Annotated in this window: 11 protein-coding genes; 7 read left to right on the top strand and 4 right to left on the bottom strand. The window is 70.2% G+C overall.

The annotated features are described in order from the left end of the window. The first annotated feature begins 35 nt into the window (after positions 1-35). Entirely contained in the window at positions 36-1,148 is a 1,113-nt protein-coding gene (locus tag ACQUS7_RS07870) for an ABC transporter ATP-binding protein (RefSeq protein WP_435146154.1), read from the top strand. A gap of 173 nt (positions 1,149-1,321) precedes the next feature. On the opposite strand, the gene ACQUS7_RS07865 is transcribed toward ACQUS7_RS07870, so the two are convergent. Beyond that, positions 1,322-3,331 carry a glycoside hydrolase family 15 protein gene (locus ACQUS7_RS07865; RefSeq protein ID WP_435125779.1) on the bottom strand — a complete coding sequence of 670 codons (2,010 nt, stop codon included), beginning with the start codon at positions 3,329-3,331 and terminating at the stop codon, positions 1,322-1,324. 104 nt (positions 3,332-3,435) lie between these two features. On the opposite strand from ACQUS7_RS07865, the gene ACQUS7_RS07860 reads away from it, so the two are divergent. Together ACQUS7_RS07860 and ACQUS7_RS07855 are read left to right on the top strand one after the other, a co-directional pair. After that, a complete protein-coding gene (locus ACQUS7_RS07860; protein WP_435146152.1) occupies positions 3,436-5,460 on the top strand; it encodes an alpha-amylase family glycosyl hydrolase in 2,025 nt (674 codons plus the stop codon). A gap of 31 nt (positions 5,461-5,491) precedes the next feature. Beyond that, positions 5,492-6,541, top strand: coding sequence for a TrmB family transcriptional regulator (locus tag ACQUS7_RS07855; RefSeq protein ID WP_435125774.1), 1,050 nt, complete (start codon positions 5,492-5,494; stop codon positions 6,539-6,541). Positions 6,542-6,609: 68 nt separating this feature from the next. Here the strand turns inward: ACQUS7_RS07855 and ACQUS7_RS07850 are convergent, their stop codons facing one another. The 3 genes from ACQUS7_RS07850 to ACQUS7_RS07840 are packed head-to-tail and all read right to left on the bottom strand — an operon-like array spanning position 6,610 to position 8,910. Next, positions 6,610-7,341 (bottom strand): hypothetical protein, encoded by a 732-nt coding sequence (locus tag ACQUS7_RS07850; RefSeq protein WP_435125772.1) that lies wholly within the window; start codon positions 7,339-7,341, stop codon positions 6,610-6,612. Next, a complete protein-coding gene (locus tag ACQUS7_RS07845; RefSeq protein WP_435146149.1) occupies positions 7,338-8,111 on the bottom strand; it encodes an ABC transporter permease in 774 nt (257 codons plus the stop codon). The genes ACQUS7_RS07850 and ACQUS7_RS07845 overlap by 4 nt, the downstream gene beginning before the upstream one ends. Before the next feature lies 1 nt (position 8,112). After that, entirely contained in the window at positions 8,113-8,910 is a 798-nt protein-coding gene (locus ACQUS7_RS07840) for an ABC transporter ATP-binding protein (protein ID WP_435146147.1), read from the bottom strand. 54 nt (positions 8,911-8,964) lie between these two features. Here ACQUS7_RS07840 and ACQUS7_RS07835 point away from each other — a divergent pair, with 54 nt between their 5' ends. From ACQUS7_RS07835 to gdhB, 4 genes are all read left to right on the top strand, one after another. After that, the gene (locus tag ACQUS7_RS07835) at positions 8,965-9,525 is read left to right on the top strand and encodes a GbsR/MarR family transcriptional regulator (protein WP_435146145.1); all 561 of its coding nucleotides are present in this window, start codon (positions 8,965-8,967) and stop codon (positions 9,523-9,525) included. A gap of 90 nt (positions 9,526-9,615) precedes the next feature. Then, on the top strand, positions 9,616-12,486 hold the full coding sequence (locus ACQUS7_RS07830) for a bacterio-opsin activator domain-containing protein (RefSeq protein WP_435146143.1): 2,871 nt from the start codon (positions 9,616-9,618) through the stop codon (positions 12,484-12,486). Positions 12,487-12,607: 121 nt separating this feature from the next. Beyond that, positions 12,608-12,751 (top strand): rubrerythrin-like domain-containing protein, encoded by a 144-nt coding sequence (locus ACQUS7_RS07825; protein WP_435125759.1) that lies wholly within the window; start codon positions 12,608-12,610, stop codon positions 12,749-12,751. Position 12,752: 1 nt separating this feature from the next. After that, positions 12,753-14,057, top strand: a complete 1,305-nt coding sequence (gene gdhB / locus ACQUS7_RS07820; RefSeq protein WP_435125756.1) for a glutamate dehydrogenase GdhB — start codon at positions 12,753-12,755, stop codon at positions 14,055-14,057. Positions 14,058-14,068 lie beyond the last annotated feature (11 nt).

The following is a 14,068-nucleotide window of genomic DNA, read 5'->3' as shown; positions in this document are numbered from 1 at the left end:
AAGAACTATACTGCGCCAAACGCCCACACACGTTCATGGGAGACCTCCGGCTCGACTCACTCCGCAAGGAGTTCGACCGCGGCGACATCGTCGCCGTCGACGACCTCGATTTACACATCGAAGACGGCGAGTTCGTCACGCTCGTCGGCCCGTCAGGCTGCGGGAAGACCACGACGCTCCGCATGATCGCCGGGCTCGAAACGCCGACGGGCGGCACCATCAAAATCGACGGCGAGGACGTGACGGACACGCACGCGAAACACCGCGACGTCGCCATGGTGTTCCAGAACTACGCGCTGTACCCGCACAAGACCGTCATGGAGAACATGGCGTTCGGCCTCCGGATGAGCACCGACCTCACGAAGGAGGAGCGGCGCGAGCGCGTCAGCGAGACCGCCGAGATGATGGGCATCGAGGAGCTGCTCGACGACAAGCCGGACGAGCTGTCCGGCGGGCAGAAACAGCGCGTGGCGCTCGGCCGCGCCATCGTCCGCGAACCCGACGTGTTCCTGTTCGACGAGCCGCTGTCGAACCTCGACGCGAAGCTCCGCACGACGATGCGGACCGAGATTCAGCGGCTCCAGAACGAACTCGGCATCACCGCCGTCTACGTCACCCACGACCAGGAGGAGGCGATGACGATGGGCGACCGCATCGTCATCCTCAACCACGGCGACCTCCAGCAGGTCGACGAGCCGACCGCGGTGTACCGGAACCCGGTGAACCGGTTCGTCGGCGGCTTCATCGGCAGCCCGTCGATGAACTTCCTCGACGTCACCGTCTCCGGCGCGGGCGTCCTCGACGGCGTCGACGACCCGTTCAGCTACCGGCTCTCGGACGCGAAGGCCGCGCCGCTCGAAACGGACGACCGGCTCACGCTCGGCGTCCGCCCCGAGGACGTCCACCCCGCCGACCCCGAAGACGACCACGCCGTCACCGCGACCGTGGAAGTCGTCGAACCCATCGGCTCCGACAACTACCTCCACCTCGACGTCGCCGACGAGTTCATCGCCCGCGTCCCCGCCGACGTCGACCCCGACCCGGGCGACTCCATCACCGTCGCGTTCGACGAAGACCGCCTCCACCTGTTCGACAGCGCCACCGGCGAGGCGCTCACCGAACCCGCCGAGCCGGCCGCGACGGTCTGACCAGGCGGCCGCAACGCCGCGGCGACGACGCTTCTCCACCGCCCTCACGCCGAATCCGAACAGAGCCGGAGCTACGGCTAAACCGAGCCTGAATCCGGGTTCGAGCCGCGGATTCGAAACGCAGCCGCGACGGCGACCGCGACGGCGACGCGGCCTCCGCGGGTTCCGCGGACTTAGTTCGTGACTCGCTCGGAGACCGCGGCGGGCCGGGCGCGCAGTGCGGCGAGCGTGGCGAGCCGAATCGCGTGCGGCCAGCCGAGCGGCGTCGCGCTGTCCGGCGTGCCGTCGTCGAACACCTGCTCGGGGAGGTAGCCGTTGGCGGTCGCGAGCGGGCCGTCGGTCCCGACGTCGTCGAGCAGCGATTCGGCGCGGCGCTCCAGCCGGTCGGCGCGGTCGTCGCCGGCGTCCCGGAGCAGCGCCGCGAGCGTCGCGGCGGCGTGTGCGCCCCACGCGGTGGAGACGGTCCAGATTTTCTCGGCCGGCTGTTCGCGGCGCCGCCACTCGTCGCCCTCGTACCGGACGAGGCCGCCCACGGCCGGGGACGGGTCGCGGCGAAGCCCGTCGACGGTCCCCTCGATGTGTGAGACCAGGCGGTCGCGGCGCGCCGCGTCGACGTCGCCGACGGCGGCGTACGCCTCGTGTGCGGCGGCGAGCGACAGCGCGGCCGAGTCGTACCGCTCGTCGAGCGCGCCGTCGTCCAGCCGGAGCGCGTAGACGCCGCGGTCGGCCACCCAGAGGTCGTCGAGCGCGTCGTACACGCGGTCGGCTTGCGTGCGCGCGTGGGCGGTGACGTCGTCCGGGAGCGGCGCGGCCGCGGCCGCGCTGTACGCTTCGAGGAACGTCGCGGCGGTGTGCGTGAACCGCCCCGTCATGTTCTCCCAGGCGTTCTGACACGACACCGGGAGGCCGTCGGCGGCGAGCGTGTCGTCGAGGCTGTCGACGGCCGTCACCAGCGCGTCCTCGATGTCCGACGCGAGGTCGGGCGGCGCGTCCGGCAGGTAGTCCGCGAGGAACGCGACGACGCTGCCCGTCTGGTCCGCCTGGTAGTCAGCGTCGTCGCCGCCCTCGATGCGGGCGTTCGCCCAGCCGGGGGCGAGCCGGCCGTCGTGCGGCCAGACGCGGTGCGGCCAGGAGCCGTCCGCGCGCTGCGTGTCGAGGTAGCCGCGGGCGCTGCGGGCGTGCCAGTCGTCGAGCGGGAGGTCGAAGGCCTCGGCGGCGTCCCGGAGGAACCCGGAGATTTCGGCGTCGTCGCGGAACCAGGTGTAGCCGTAGCCGCCGGAGTACGCGTAGAAGGGGTCGAAGTCGGGGCCGGCGATGCGGCGGCCGCTCGGCGCGGACAGCAGTCCGAGGACGCGCAGGTCGGCGACGACGGCGTCGCGGTCCGGCGTGTCGTCCGGGACGGCGACGCGGCGGTCTTCGGCGGCGGCGACGAACGCGGCGGCGTCGTCGAACCGGGCGAGCTTCGCGTCGACGGCGTCGACGGCGGCCTCGCGCGGCGTGTCGGTGACGTCGGTGAGGAGCGTACAGAGCGTCGCGCCGCCGTCGGCGTCGACTTCGACCACGACGTCGCCGCTGAGCCGGCCCTCCTCGTAGCGGCCGTCGGCGACGGGCCGCGGGTGCGTCACCGGGTCGTCGCCGAGCAGTTCCGCGAACTGCGCCGGGGTCTGCCCGGTGACCGCCTCGAACGGCCGGGTGCTCGCGAGGTAGTCGTGTTCGTCGGCGTGGTACACCTCGACGCTGCGGTCGTGCCGGAGCTGCCCGATCTGGGTCTCCTGCCGGTCGGGCGCGAGCCCGTAGTAGGCGACGACGGTGCAGTCGAGCTCCGTCTCGAACCGGGTGAGGTGTGCGGCGTCCACCGCGAGGTCGTACTGGGTCACGTCGCCCTCGGGGAGCGCGTGTTCGGTGACGACGAGGTCGGTGTCGGCGTGGTAGTGCTGGGTCGCGTCGGCGTCGTCGAGCCAGCGGAGGCGGCCGTCCGTCCGGACCGCGAACCGCGAGCGTTCGATTCCGTTCAGGCCGACCAGCGGGTAGCTGTAGTCGCGGACGCGGCCGCTGGCGCCGACGTGGACGAGCCGGCCGCGCTGCCCGGTGAGCAACCCGGCCGTGCTGCGGCGCTCGCCCGGGAACCGCGTGGCGGCGTCCCGGTGCCGCTTGTAGTCGTCGAGGGCGTCGCGAAGCTGCATCACGAACGCGGAGGGAACACGTCGCTATAAAATTTGGTATACTATTAGTTCACAGATTCACCGAAAGGGGAACGGTCAAGTAGTCCGGGGCCACGCCACACCGTATGCGACACCCCGGCCCGCCGCGATTCACGTCGGTCGGCGAGCCCGTCGAACTCGCCCCGCGTGCGCCAGACCCGGACGCCGACTACACCTGGACCGTCGCCGACGCGCCCGACGGCGTCGCCGCCTCCGTGCCCGACGACCCGGTCGTCGAGTTCGCGCCCGCCGAGCCGGGGACGTACCGGCTCCGACTCGACGGCCCGACCCGGTCGTTCACCCAGACCGTCCGGGTCTTCCCCGACGAACGCCGACCCGCCCGGTTCGAACTCCACGTCGACGACCTGCCGGTGCCCGCCTCGGAGCTCGAATCGCTGTGTCTCGTCTCTCACTTCAACGAACGGCTCGTCGGCGCCGACCGCCCCGTCCGCGAGGGCGACACGTGGGCGTTCGAAACCGAGTTGCCGCCCGGCCACTACCCGTACGGCTTCTGCATCGACGACGACCTCCACGACCAGGTGCGCGACGACCTCACCGTCCCCGGCCCGGGCCGCCCCCGCGTCCGGCTCGACGCGACGGTCGACGGCGACCACGTCGTCGTCACGGCGGAGCCGTCGGCGGCCGTCGACAGCGACCGCGGCGACGACGACGTCGACGTGGAGTTCTTCGTGGACGACCGGGACTCGCTGCCGGCCGACGCGGCGACCGTCGACGGCCGGACGCTCCGCGTCCCCGTCGACGAGGCGCCCGACCGGCTCCGCGTCCACGGCGTCGCGGTCGGTGAGCGCCACAGCGTCGCCGACACCGTCGACGTCCGCCCCGGCGACGAGTCGACCGGGAGCGAGTCGTCGGTCGTCCGGCCGAACGACCCGCCGGAGTGGGCGGCGTCACCGACCGTGTACGAGATATTCGTGCGGTCATTCGCCGGCGAGACGCCCGACACGACGTTCGCGGAACTGGAGCGGCGCGTCCCGTACCTGGAGTCGCTCGGCGTCGACTGCGTCTGGCTCACCCCGGTGTTGGAGAGCCCGACGACGCACGGCTACCACGTCACGAACTACTTCGAGACCGCCTCGGACCTCGGCTCCCGCGCGGGGTTCGAGTCGTTCGTCGACGCCTGCCACGACGCCGGCATCCGCGTCGTGTTCGACCTCGTCATCAACCACACCTCCCGCGACCACCCGTTCTTCCAGTTCTTCGCCGCCGGCGTCGACGACTACGACGACTACTACCTGCCGCGCGACAACGACGTCGGCGCACAGTACTACTTCGACTGGACGCACATCCCGAACCTGAACTTCGGGTCGCTCGCCGTCCGCGACTGGCTGCTCGACGTCGTCGACGAGTGGAGCGGCGTCGTGGACGGCTTCCGCTGCGACGTCGCGTGGGGCGTCCCGCACGGCTTCTGGAAGGAGGTCCACGACCGCACCCCCGCGGACTTCCTGCTGCTCGACGAGACGATTCCGCGCGACCCGGCGTACCACGAGTCCGAGTTCCACATGCACTACGACACGACGCTGTACGGGGCGCTCCGGGACGTCGGCGCCGGCGACGAACCCGCCGACGCCGTGCTCGACGCCGTCGAGGACGCCCGCGCCGTCGGCTTCCCGGACGGCGCCGTCCACCTGCGCTACGTCGAGAACCACGACGAGGACCGCTACCTCGACGAGTGCGGCGCCGCGCCGCTCCGCGCCGCCGCGGCGACGCCGTTCGTCCTCCCGGGCGCGCCGATGATTTACTACGGCCAGGAGCGCGGCATGACCGAGTACCGCGGCCCGATGGCGTGGCACGACGGCGACACCGACCTCACCGAGTTCCACCGCGACCTCGGCGCGCTGCGCGACGACCACGACGTGCTCCGCGACGGCGACGTCGAACGCATCGACTACGACGCGCCGGATTCGGCGGTGGCGTTCGCCCGCGACGACGGCGACGACCGGGTCGTCGTCGCGCTGAACTTCGCCGCGGACGCCGCGTCGGTCACGCTGCCGGAGCCGGTCGACGGCACCGACCTGTTGAGCGGCGACGACGTCGCGACCGGCGAGCGGTCAGTCGCCGTTTCCGACGCCGTAGTCCTCCGAACCGAGTAATTAAGGCGGCCGTCCGCCCTACACTCCCGTAATGGACGACGGCTCCCTCTCCGAGTTACTGGGCCGGCTCGGGCTCTCCGAGAAGGAAATCGACACGTATCTGACGCTGCTCGAACACGGCGAAGCGAAAGCCAGCGACGTCGCCGACGACGCCGGCGTCTCCAAGCGGTACGTCTACTCCATCAGCGAGAAGCTCGAAGAGCGCGGCTTCGTCGAGGTGAACGACCACGTCGTGCCGACGACCATCCGCGCGAACCCGCCGGGCGAGGTCGTCGAGACGCTCACCGACCAGGTCGAGTCGATGCAGCCCGCCCTCGAAGAGCGCTACTCTGCGGCGGCCCCCGAGTCCGAGCAGTTCGAGGTCATCAAGGCGCGCGTCACGGTGCTGAAACGCATCTCCGAACGCATCGCCACCGCCGACGAGGAGGTGACGCTGTCGATTCCCGCCGCCCACCTCGACGAGGTCGCAGACGCCCTCCGCGCCGCCGTGGAGCGCGGCGCCACCGCCCTGCTCGTCGTCACGAACGTGGAAGACCCGGAGTCGTACGACTTCGACGGGCTGGCGCACGCCGTCCGCGCGTGGCGCGAGCCGATGCCGACGATGCTGACCGTCGACCGGCGCTCCGGGCTGGTCGCGCCCGCCGAGATGGTCGCCCGGTCGAACAGCGGCAAGCGCGCCATCGCGTTCACCCAACAGCAGCTCGCCCCGGTCATCGTCGGCTCGTTCTTCGGGAACTACTGGCCGATGGCGGACGAGGTGTTCGTCGCCGACCCCGAGCCGCTCCCGGCGACGTACACGGACTTCCGCGCCGCCATCCTCCAGAGCGCGCTCCACCTCCGGCAGGAGACCGAGATAGTCGCCCGCGTCGCGGGGTCGTGGGTCGGCGACGGCAGCGACGTCACCCTCACCGGCGCGGTGACCGGCGTCCGGCAGGGACTCGTCGAGCCGCGGAACAACACGTTCCCCGTCGAGAACTCGCTGCTCGTCGACGTCGACGGCGAAACCGTGAGCGTCGGCGGGAAGGGCGCGTTCGTCGAGGACGTCGAAGCCGAACGCGTGACGCTCGAACCGGCCGAGTAGCCGACGGCGGACGCGGAACGGCTCGCGACGCCCGGCCCCGAGTGCTGTTCACAGCACGCCGCCCGAGGTCAGTCGACCCGCATCTCGGAGAAGAACGCCGCGGCGGTACAGGCCGTGAGCACGGCGAGCGCCAGCAGCGTTCCGCCGACCGCGCCGGCGTCGACGGAGCCGACGAACCCGGCCTGCATCGCGACCTGGAGCGGGTAGTGGCCGGGGAGGAGCCGGGCGAGCGCGGGCGCGTCGGTCGCCAGCGGGTTCTGGAAGACGAACAGGTCGATCATCGACCCGAACAGGACGAGGTAGACGCCGAGCAGCCGGCTCAACAGGACGCCGGCGAGCGCGCCGACCATCCCGTAGACGAGCGCGGTGAGCGCCGTGCCGACGACGAACCACGGCAGGTGCGCCGGGTCGAACGCGGTGAGCATCACGGCGACAGAGACGCCGGTCGCGACGGCGGTCACGCCGACGAGCAGGCCGAGTCGAGCGAGCACGACCTGGTGAGCGCGGTAGCCGGCGGCGACGAGCCGGGCGTCGGCCGCCGCGGCGGAGTGCATCACGAACAGCCCCGTGATGCCGGTGAGCAGCGCCGCGGTCATCGGCGTGGTGAACGCCGGGAACGCCTGCTTCAGCGGCGTGGCTACGGTGGTGCCGGAGACGTGAACGACGGCGGTTCCGGCGGGCGCGACCGCGGTGAACACGTAGATGACGTACGCCGGGGCGACGACCAGCAGGGCGAGCAGCAGCGGCGTGCGGCGGAGTTCGGCCGCGCCGCTCCGCACCGCCGCGCCGATTCGGGTCACCGCGCACCTCCGCGTCCCCCGCCGGTTCCGGCGCCGGTCGCGCGGCCGTACGCGGCGAACGCGAGGACGAGCAGCGCCGCGACCCAGCCGACCGCGGGGACGAGGTGGGACGCGGGGAGCGCGCCGTCGAGCACCGCCGCCGTGAACAGTTCGTGCGGGTGGTACAGCGGGACGAAGTCGGTGACGCCGACCGCCCCGACGACCGGGAGCGACATCGACGCTTCGACGGGGAACAGCCCCGAGGAGAGCGCGTTGTCGATGTCCGCCACGAACACGAGGATGATCGACCCTTCGAGTTCCTTCGGGACGAGCGACCCGATGACGACGCCGAGCAGGCCGTAGACGAGCGCCGCGAGGACGAGCGCGGCGAACGCCTCAGCCGGTGAGGCGACCTGTTCGTGGAGGCTGAACGCGCCGAACGCGACCGCGGCTCCGGCGAGCGCGAGCAGGCACATCGTCAGCAGCCGGGTCGTCAGCATCGCCCAGCGCGGGAACCCGGCGACAGCGGCGCGCTCGTCGCCGCCGCGGGCGCTGATGACCTGGAAGAGCCCGACCAGCCCGGCGAGGAACGCGACGGAGAACAGCGCGCCGGTCATGCGGCCGACGGTGGCCGGCGCCGCGCCGAGCGTCGGGAGCCGCGGGAACGACGCGACCGCCGTGGCGTACAGTTCGATGACGACCGGCGGCAGGACGAGCAGCATCACGAGCGTGAGCGGCTGGCGGGCCAGTTCGGTCAGCCGGAGCCGCGTCCCGGTGACGAGCCGCCCCACGTCACGTCGCCTCCGTTGGCTCCGTCGTCTCGGCTGGCTCCGCCGTCTCCGCCTCCGTCGCCTGCTCGCGGGGCTCGCCGTCCCGCTGTCCGTGCGCCGTCGACCGGGCCTCCTGGGGCGGACTGTCCTGTTCGCTGAGCGTCCCGTCTTCGAGTTCGAGGATGCGGTCGAACCGCTCGCGTTCGCTGATGAGGTGGGAGATGACCGCGATGGCGACGCCGTCGTCGACGAGCGACTCGGTGAGCTCCCAGAACGCGAGGTACGTCTCCCAGTCGAAGCCGGTGTACGGCTCGTCGAGCAACAGCACGTCGGGGTCGTGGAGGAGCGCCACCGCGAGGTTGACTTTCTGCCGGTTCCCGCCCGAGAGGTGGTCGATTCGGTAGTCGAGGAACCGGGCGAAGTCGAGCCGCTCGGCCAGTTCGTCTCGGCGCTCGGCGACCCGCTCGTCGGAGAGTCCGTAGGCCTCCCCGAACAGGTCGAACGTCTCGCTGACGGTGAGCCGGTCGTACAGCAGCGACTCCTGCGGGCACCAGCCGACGTCCGCCTCGCGGGTGACGTCGCCGGCGTCGGGGCGGAGCGTCCCGACGAGCAGCTTCATCAGCGTCGACTTCCCGGAGCCGTTGCCGCCGACGATGCCGACGATCTCCCCCTCCGAGAGCGCGACGTCCGCGCCGGTGAGCACCTCGACGGTCTGGCCGACGAACGGGATTCGCGAGCGGTACGTCTTTTCGAGCCCGGTCGCGCGGAGGACGACCGAGCCGTCGGAGTCGCCGTCGCCACGGGAACCTATATTCGCCATATGCCGAATGTTCTGAACAAAACGCATTATACCTTTCGGGACGTACACTCGGTCATGAGCGACGATGACGACGACGACCGATCCAACCAGCTGGCGGTCCGCGACGAAATCGCCGACGCCCGCGAGACGGTCCTCGACGCGATGGAGCAGTCAGCCGACATCTACGGGCTGAATCGGAGCTACGGCCGACTGTACGGGCTGCTGTTCTTCGCCGACGACCCCGTCTCGCTCGACGACCTCGTCGACGAGAGCGGCTACGCGAAATCCACCGTCAGCACCGCGATGAAGAACATGGAGCGGCTCCACCTCGTCTACCGCCGGTCCGTCCCCGGCGAGGGGAAGAAGGCGTACTTCGAAGCCGAACGGGACTTCTGGACCGTCGTCCAGGCGTTCCTCCGGCGGGAGGTGAGCCGCGAAATCAGCACCATGACCGCGGCGCTCGAAACCGCCGAGGACCGCCTCGAATCGCTCGACGACGAGCAGGCCGACCGCGACCTGGAGAAGATACGGGAGATGGAGCAGATGTACGACCGGAGCCAGCGGCTCGTCGACCTGCTCACGAGCTCCTCCGTGAACCGGCTCACCGGCCTCGTCGAGCGGCTCCGACGCGACTGACTGCGCTCCGTGCAGACCGGTCGGGCAGGTCGGGCCGGGCGGGTCGCCGTGTCGGTGCGTTGAACCGGGTCCGGCCACTACTCGGGGGCGATGACCATGCAGTCCGGGACGCTCGACTCGACGCGGCTGCTCCTCGTCGGGTCGACGGAGTGGGTCGAGCCGTTCGCCGAAGCGCTCGAAACGCGGACCGGGGCGGCAGTCCAGACCGTCGAAACCGCAGCGGCGGCACGCGAAGCGGTCGCCGACCGCCCCGTCGACGCGGTCGTCTCCGAGTACGCACTCCCGGACGGCACGGGCGTCGAGCTGCTCGGCGCAATCAGGGAGGACACGACGACGCTCCCGGTGGTACTGGCGACCGCAGCCGGCGACGAATCGGTCGCCAGCGACGCCATCGCCGCCGGCGTCTCCGAGTACGTCGCCGTCGACGGGCCGCCCGAGGAGTACGTCCCGGACCTGCTCGAACGGGCGGAGCAGGCGGTCCGGTCGGCCCGTCGGCGGCACACCCAACGCGACCGGGCGCGGCAGTTCGACTCGATATTCCACGACGCCCGGACCGCGACGTGGGTGCTCTCGCCCGACGGAGAACTCGTCCGCATGAATCAGACGGCGAGAGGGATGGCCGACGCGGCCACGGAGACGCTGGTCGGGGAGCCGTTCTGGACGCTCCCCTGCTGGAGCCGCCCGGACGGCCTCCAGACCGACGTGAAACGAATCGTCGAGACGGCCATCGACGGCGAGTTCGGCAACGCCGTCGTGATGCGCTCCCCGGGCAGTTCCCCGCGGGTCGTCGAACTCTCGGTGCGCCCGGTCGAGAACGAACACGGCGCGCTCGTCTCGCTCGTCGTCGAAGGCGTCGACATCACGAACCGGGTCGAACTGGAGCAGGACCTCCGGCAGTCCGAGGAGCTCCACCGGGTCACGCTCAACAACATGACGGACACCGTCCTCATGACCGACGAGGACGGCGCGTACACCTACGTCTGCCCGAACGTCCACTTCATCTTCGGCTACACCGTCGAGGAGATACGCGAACTGGGGACCATCGACGCGCTGCTCGGAAGTGACCTGTTCGACCGGGAGGAGCTCGCCGAGGAGGGCTCGCTGAAGAACATCGAGTGTACGGTGACGGACAAGGCGGGGCGCGAACACACGCTCTTGGTGAACGTCCGGGAGGTCTCGATTCAGGACGGAACGCTGCTGTACAGCTGCCGCGACATCACCAAGCGGAAACAGCGCGAAGAGGCGCTGGCGACCCTTCAGGAGACCGCCAGGGACTTCCTGTACGCCGAGACGCACCGGGAGATCGCACAGCACGTCGTCGAGGACACCGCGAGCGTCCTCGGGTTCGACGCGAGCGCGGTCTACCTCTTCGACGCCGAGACGAACGACCTCGACCCGGCGGCGTCCTCCCCGACGATGCGGGAGTTGAACGGGCCGGTACCGTCCGTGCACGCGACCGGCGAGACGCTGCCGAGTTACAGTTTCGTCAACGACGAGCCGCTGTTCTTCGACGACGTCCACGACGCCGACCGGCTCGACAACCGGGCCACGGAGCTTCGAAGCACCGCGTACATCCCGCTCGGGGACCACGGCGTGTTCGTCTCCGGGTCGGCCGACGTCGACGCCTTCGACGAGGTGACGCGGGAGCTCGCGGACCTGCTCGCGGCGACCGCCGAAGCGGCGTTCGACCGCGTCACGAGAGAGTCCCGGCTCCGCGAACAGGACCGAGCGCTCCAACAGCAGAACGACCGGCTGACCGCGCTGAACCGGGTGAACGAGACGATTCGGGAGATCGACCAGGCGCTCGTCCAGGCGGAGACGCGCGAGGAGATTCACCACACGGTCTGTGACCGCCTGACAGCGGACGACCGGTTCAGTTTCGCGTGGGTCGGCACCCGGGACGCACGGACGGAGACGGTGACGCCCGAAGCGTGGGCGGGCGACGAGCGGGGCTACCTCGACAGCCGACCGTTCTCGGTCGGGCCGTCCGGCGTCGAGCCTGCGGGTCGAACGGCCGCGACCGGCGAGCTGACGATAATCGACGACGTGTCGGCGCGGCTCCGGGAGGAGGCGTGGCGCAAGGAGGCGCTGTCGCGCGACTACCTCTCCGTGGTGAGCATTCCGCTCGTCTACAACAACCTCACGTACGGCGTCCTCACGGTGTACGCGGAGACGCAAAACGAGTTCGAGGCGATGACCCGGGAGGTGCTCGAAGAGCTCGGGGAGACCATCGCGTCGGCCATCAGCGGAATCGAGCGGAAGAACGCGCTGCTGACGACCGCGATGACCCGCGTCGAGTTCGAGGCCGCCGACGCGTCGTTCGTGCTGTCGAGGCTGGCCCGCGACGCGGAGTGCACGCTGTCGTATCAGGGCGGCGCACAGCAGACCGAAACAGGGAGCACCGTGTTCGTGACGGTCGAGGACGCGTCGCTGGACGCGGTGGCGGCGGCTGCGCGGAGCCTCGTCGCGGTCGACGACGCCCAGCAGATCAGTGCGGACAGTTCGGGCGGCGTGCTCCGGCTGCAGCTCTCGGAGCCGTTCCTGGCGCAGACGCTGGCGAACCACGGAGCCGTCTTCCGGAGCGCGTCCGTGACGCCGTCGGCGACGACGCTCGTCGTCGACATCCCCGAGAGCGTCACGGTCAGGCACGTCACGAAACTCACCGAGGACGCCGTCGGCGCCGTCGAACTCCGCTCGAAGCAGCGGCGTGACCTGGGGACCGAACTGAACCTGTCGTCGCGGTTCTTCGAGGCGCTGACGGACCGGCAGCTCGAAGTGCTGCAGACGGCGTATTACAGCGGCTTCTTCGAGTCGCCGCGGGAGAGCTCCGGGGAGGACGTCGCGGAGACGCTCGGGATTTCGGCGTCGGCGTTCTACCAGCATTCGCGGGCGGTCCAGCGGAAACTGTTCGCCGCGATGTTCGAAGAGCACGGCGGACCCGCCCGCGACGCCGCGGACTGATTCGGTAGTCAACCCCCCGGAGTCGGGATGGTTCGATAGTGAACCCCGACATATTCCCTTATATCCCCATTACAGATTAATAGAGTGCCTGCGGTCTGTCTGACGGTACTCGCGAGTAACAATGAAAGACGTCGACCAAGAGTCAGTGGACGAGACACCGTACGAGTGTTTCGACTGCGGAAGCATCATCGTCGCCGAGGACCACCCCGGGTCGTGTCCGGACTGCGCGGGCGCGATGCGTAATCGCCGGACCCCGATAGAGTAAGATGGCGTCGACACCCAGCGGAGCCCACGACGACGCGGAGGACGTACCGGACGAGCCGACCGAACCCGAAACCGCCCTGGAGACGGCGCGTCGACAACTGGAGGACGCCGCCGAGCACCTCGACATCGAACCGAACATCGTCGAGCGGCTCAAACACCCGAAGAAGGTCCACGAGGTCACGGTGCCCATCGAACGCGACGACGGCTCCGTCGAAGTGTTCACCGGCTACCGCGCCCAGCACGACAGCGTCCGCGGCCCGTACAAGGGCGGGCTGCGGTACCACCCCGAAGTCACCCGCGACGAGTGCGTCGGCCTCGGGATGTGGATGACGTGGAAGTGCGCCGTGATGGACCTCCCGTTCGGCGGCGCGAAAGGCGGCATCGCCGTGAACCCGAAGGCGCTCAGCGACGACGAGAAGGAGCGGCTCACCCGGCGGTTCGCCGAGGAGATTCGGGACGTCATCGGGCCGACCATCGACATCCCCGCGCCGGACATGGGGACCGACCCGCAGACGATGGCGTGGCTCATGGACGCCTACTCGATGCAGGAGGGCGAAACCATCCCCGGCGTCGTCACCGGGAAACCGCCGGTCGTCGGCGGCAGCAAGGGCCGGGACAGCGCGCCCGGCCGCAGCGTCGCCATCATCGCCCGCGAAGCCATCGACTACTACGACAAGGACATCAAAGAGACGTCGGTCGCGATTCAGGGCTACGGGAGCGTCGGGTCGAACGCCGCACGCCTGCTCGACGAGTGGGGGGCGAACGTCGTCGCGATCAGCGACGTGAACGGCGGCATCTACGACCCGAACGGGCTGGACACGCACTCGATTCCGTCACACCACGAGGAGCCGGAAGCCGTCATGAATCACCCGGCGCCGGAGTCCGTGACGAACGAAGCGCTCCTCGAACTCGACGTCGACGTGCTGATCCCGGCGGCCGTCGGGAACGTCCTGACCGAGGAGAACGCGGACGCCGTCGACGCGGACATCGTCGTCGAGGGGGCGAACGGGCCGACCACGACGACCGCCGACCGGATTCTCACCGAGAACGACGTCCCCGTGATTCCGGACATCCTCGCCAACGCGGGCGGCGTGACCGTGAGCTACTTCGAGTGGCTCCAGGACATCAACCGTCGCGCCTGGTCGCTCGAACGGGTCCAGCAGGAACTCGAAGAGGAGATGCTGACGGCCTGGAACGTCGTGCGAGACGAGGTCGACTCCCGCGGCGTGACGTGGCGAGACGCCGCGTACGTCGTCGCGCTCTCGCGCATCGCGGAGGCGCACGACGCCCGAGGCCTCTGGCCGTGACCCGCTAGCGT

Origin of the sequence: Halobaculum sp. P14 (assembly GCF_051195155.1) — an archaeon.
Classification (GTDB): Archaea; Halobacteriota; Halobacteria; order Halobacteriales; family Haloferacaceae; genus JBNTKA01.
This window is presented reverse-complemented; position numbering and strand designations above follow the sequence as displayed.

Coding starts and splice junctions, on each gene's coding strand:
- ACQUS7_RS07870 (WP_435146154.1), top strand. CDS start 36: ATGGGAGACCTCCGGCTCGACTCACTCCGCAAGGAGTTCGACCGCGGC.
- ACQUS7_RS07865 (WP_435125779.1), bottom strand. CDS start 3,331: ATGCAGCTTCGCGACGCCCTCGACGACTACAAGCGGCACCGGGACGCC.
- ACQUS7_RS07860 (WP_435146152.1), top strand. CDS start 3,436: ATGCGACACCCCGGCCCGCCGCGATTCACGTCGGTCGGCGAGCCCGTC.
- ACQUS7_RS07855 (WP_435125774.1), top strand. CDS start 5,492: ATGGACGACGGCTCCCTCTCCGAGTTACTGGGCCGGCTCGGGCTCTCC.
- ACQUS7_RS07840 (WP_435146147.1), bottom strand. CDS start 8,910: ATGGCGAATATAGGTTCCCGTGGCGACGGCGACTCCGACGGCTCGGTC.
- ACQUS7_RS07835 (WP_435146145.1), top strand. CDS start 8,965: ATGAGCGACGATGACGACGACGACCGATCCAACCAGCTGGCGGTCCGC.
- ACQUS7_RS07830 (WP_435146143.1), top strand. CDS start 9,616: ATGACCATGCAGTCCGGGACGCTCGACTCGACGCGGCTGCTCCTCGTC.
- ACQUS7_RS07825 (WP_435125759.1), top strand. CDS start 12,608: ATGAAAGACGTCGACCAAGAGTCAGTGGACGAGACACCGTACGAGTGT.
- gdhB (WP_435125756.1), top strand. CDS start 12,753: ATGGCGTCGACACCCAGCGGAGCCCACGACGACGCGGAGGACGTACCG.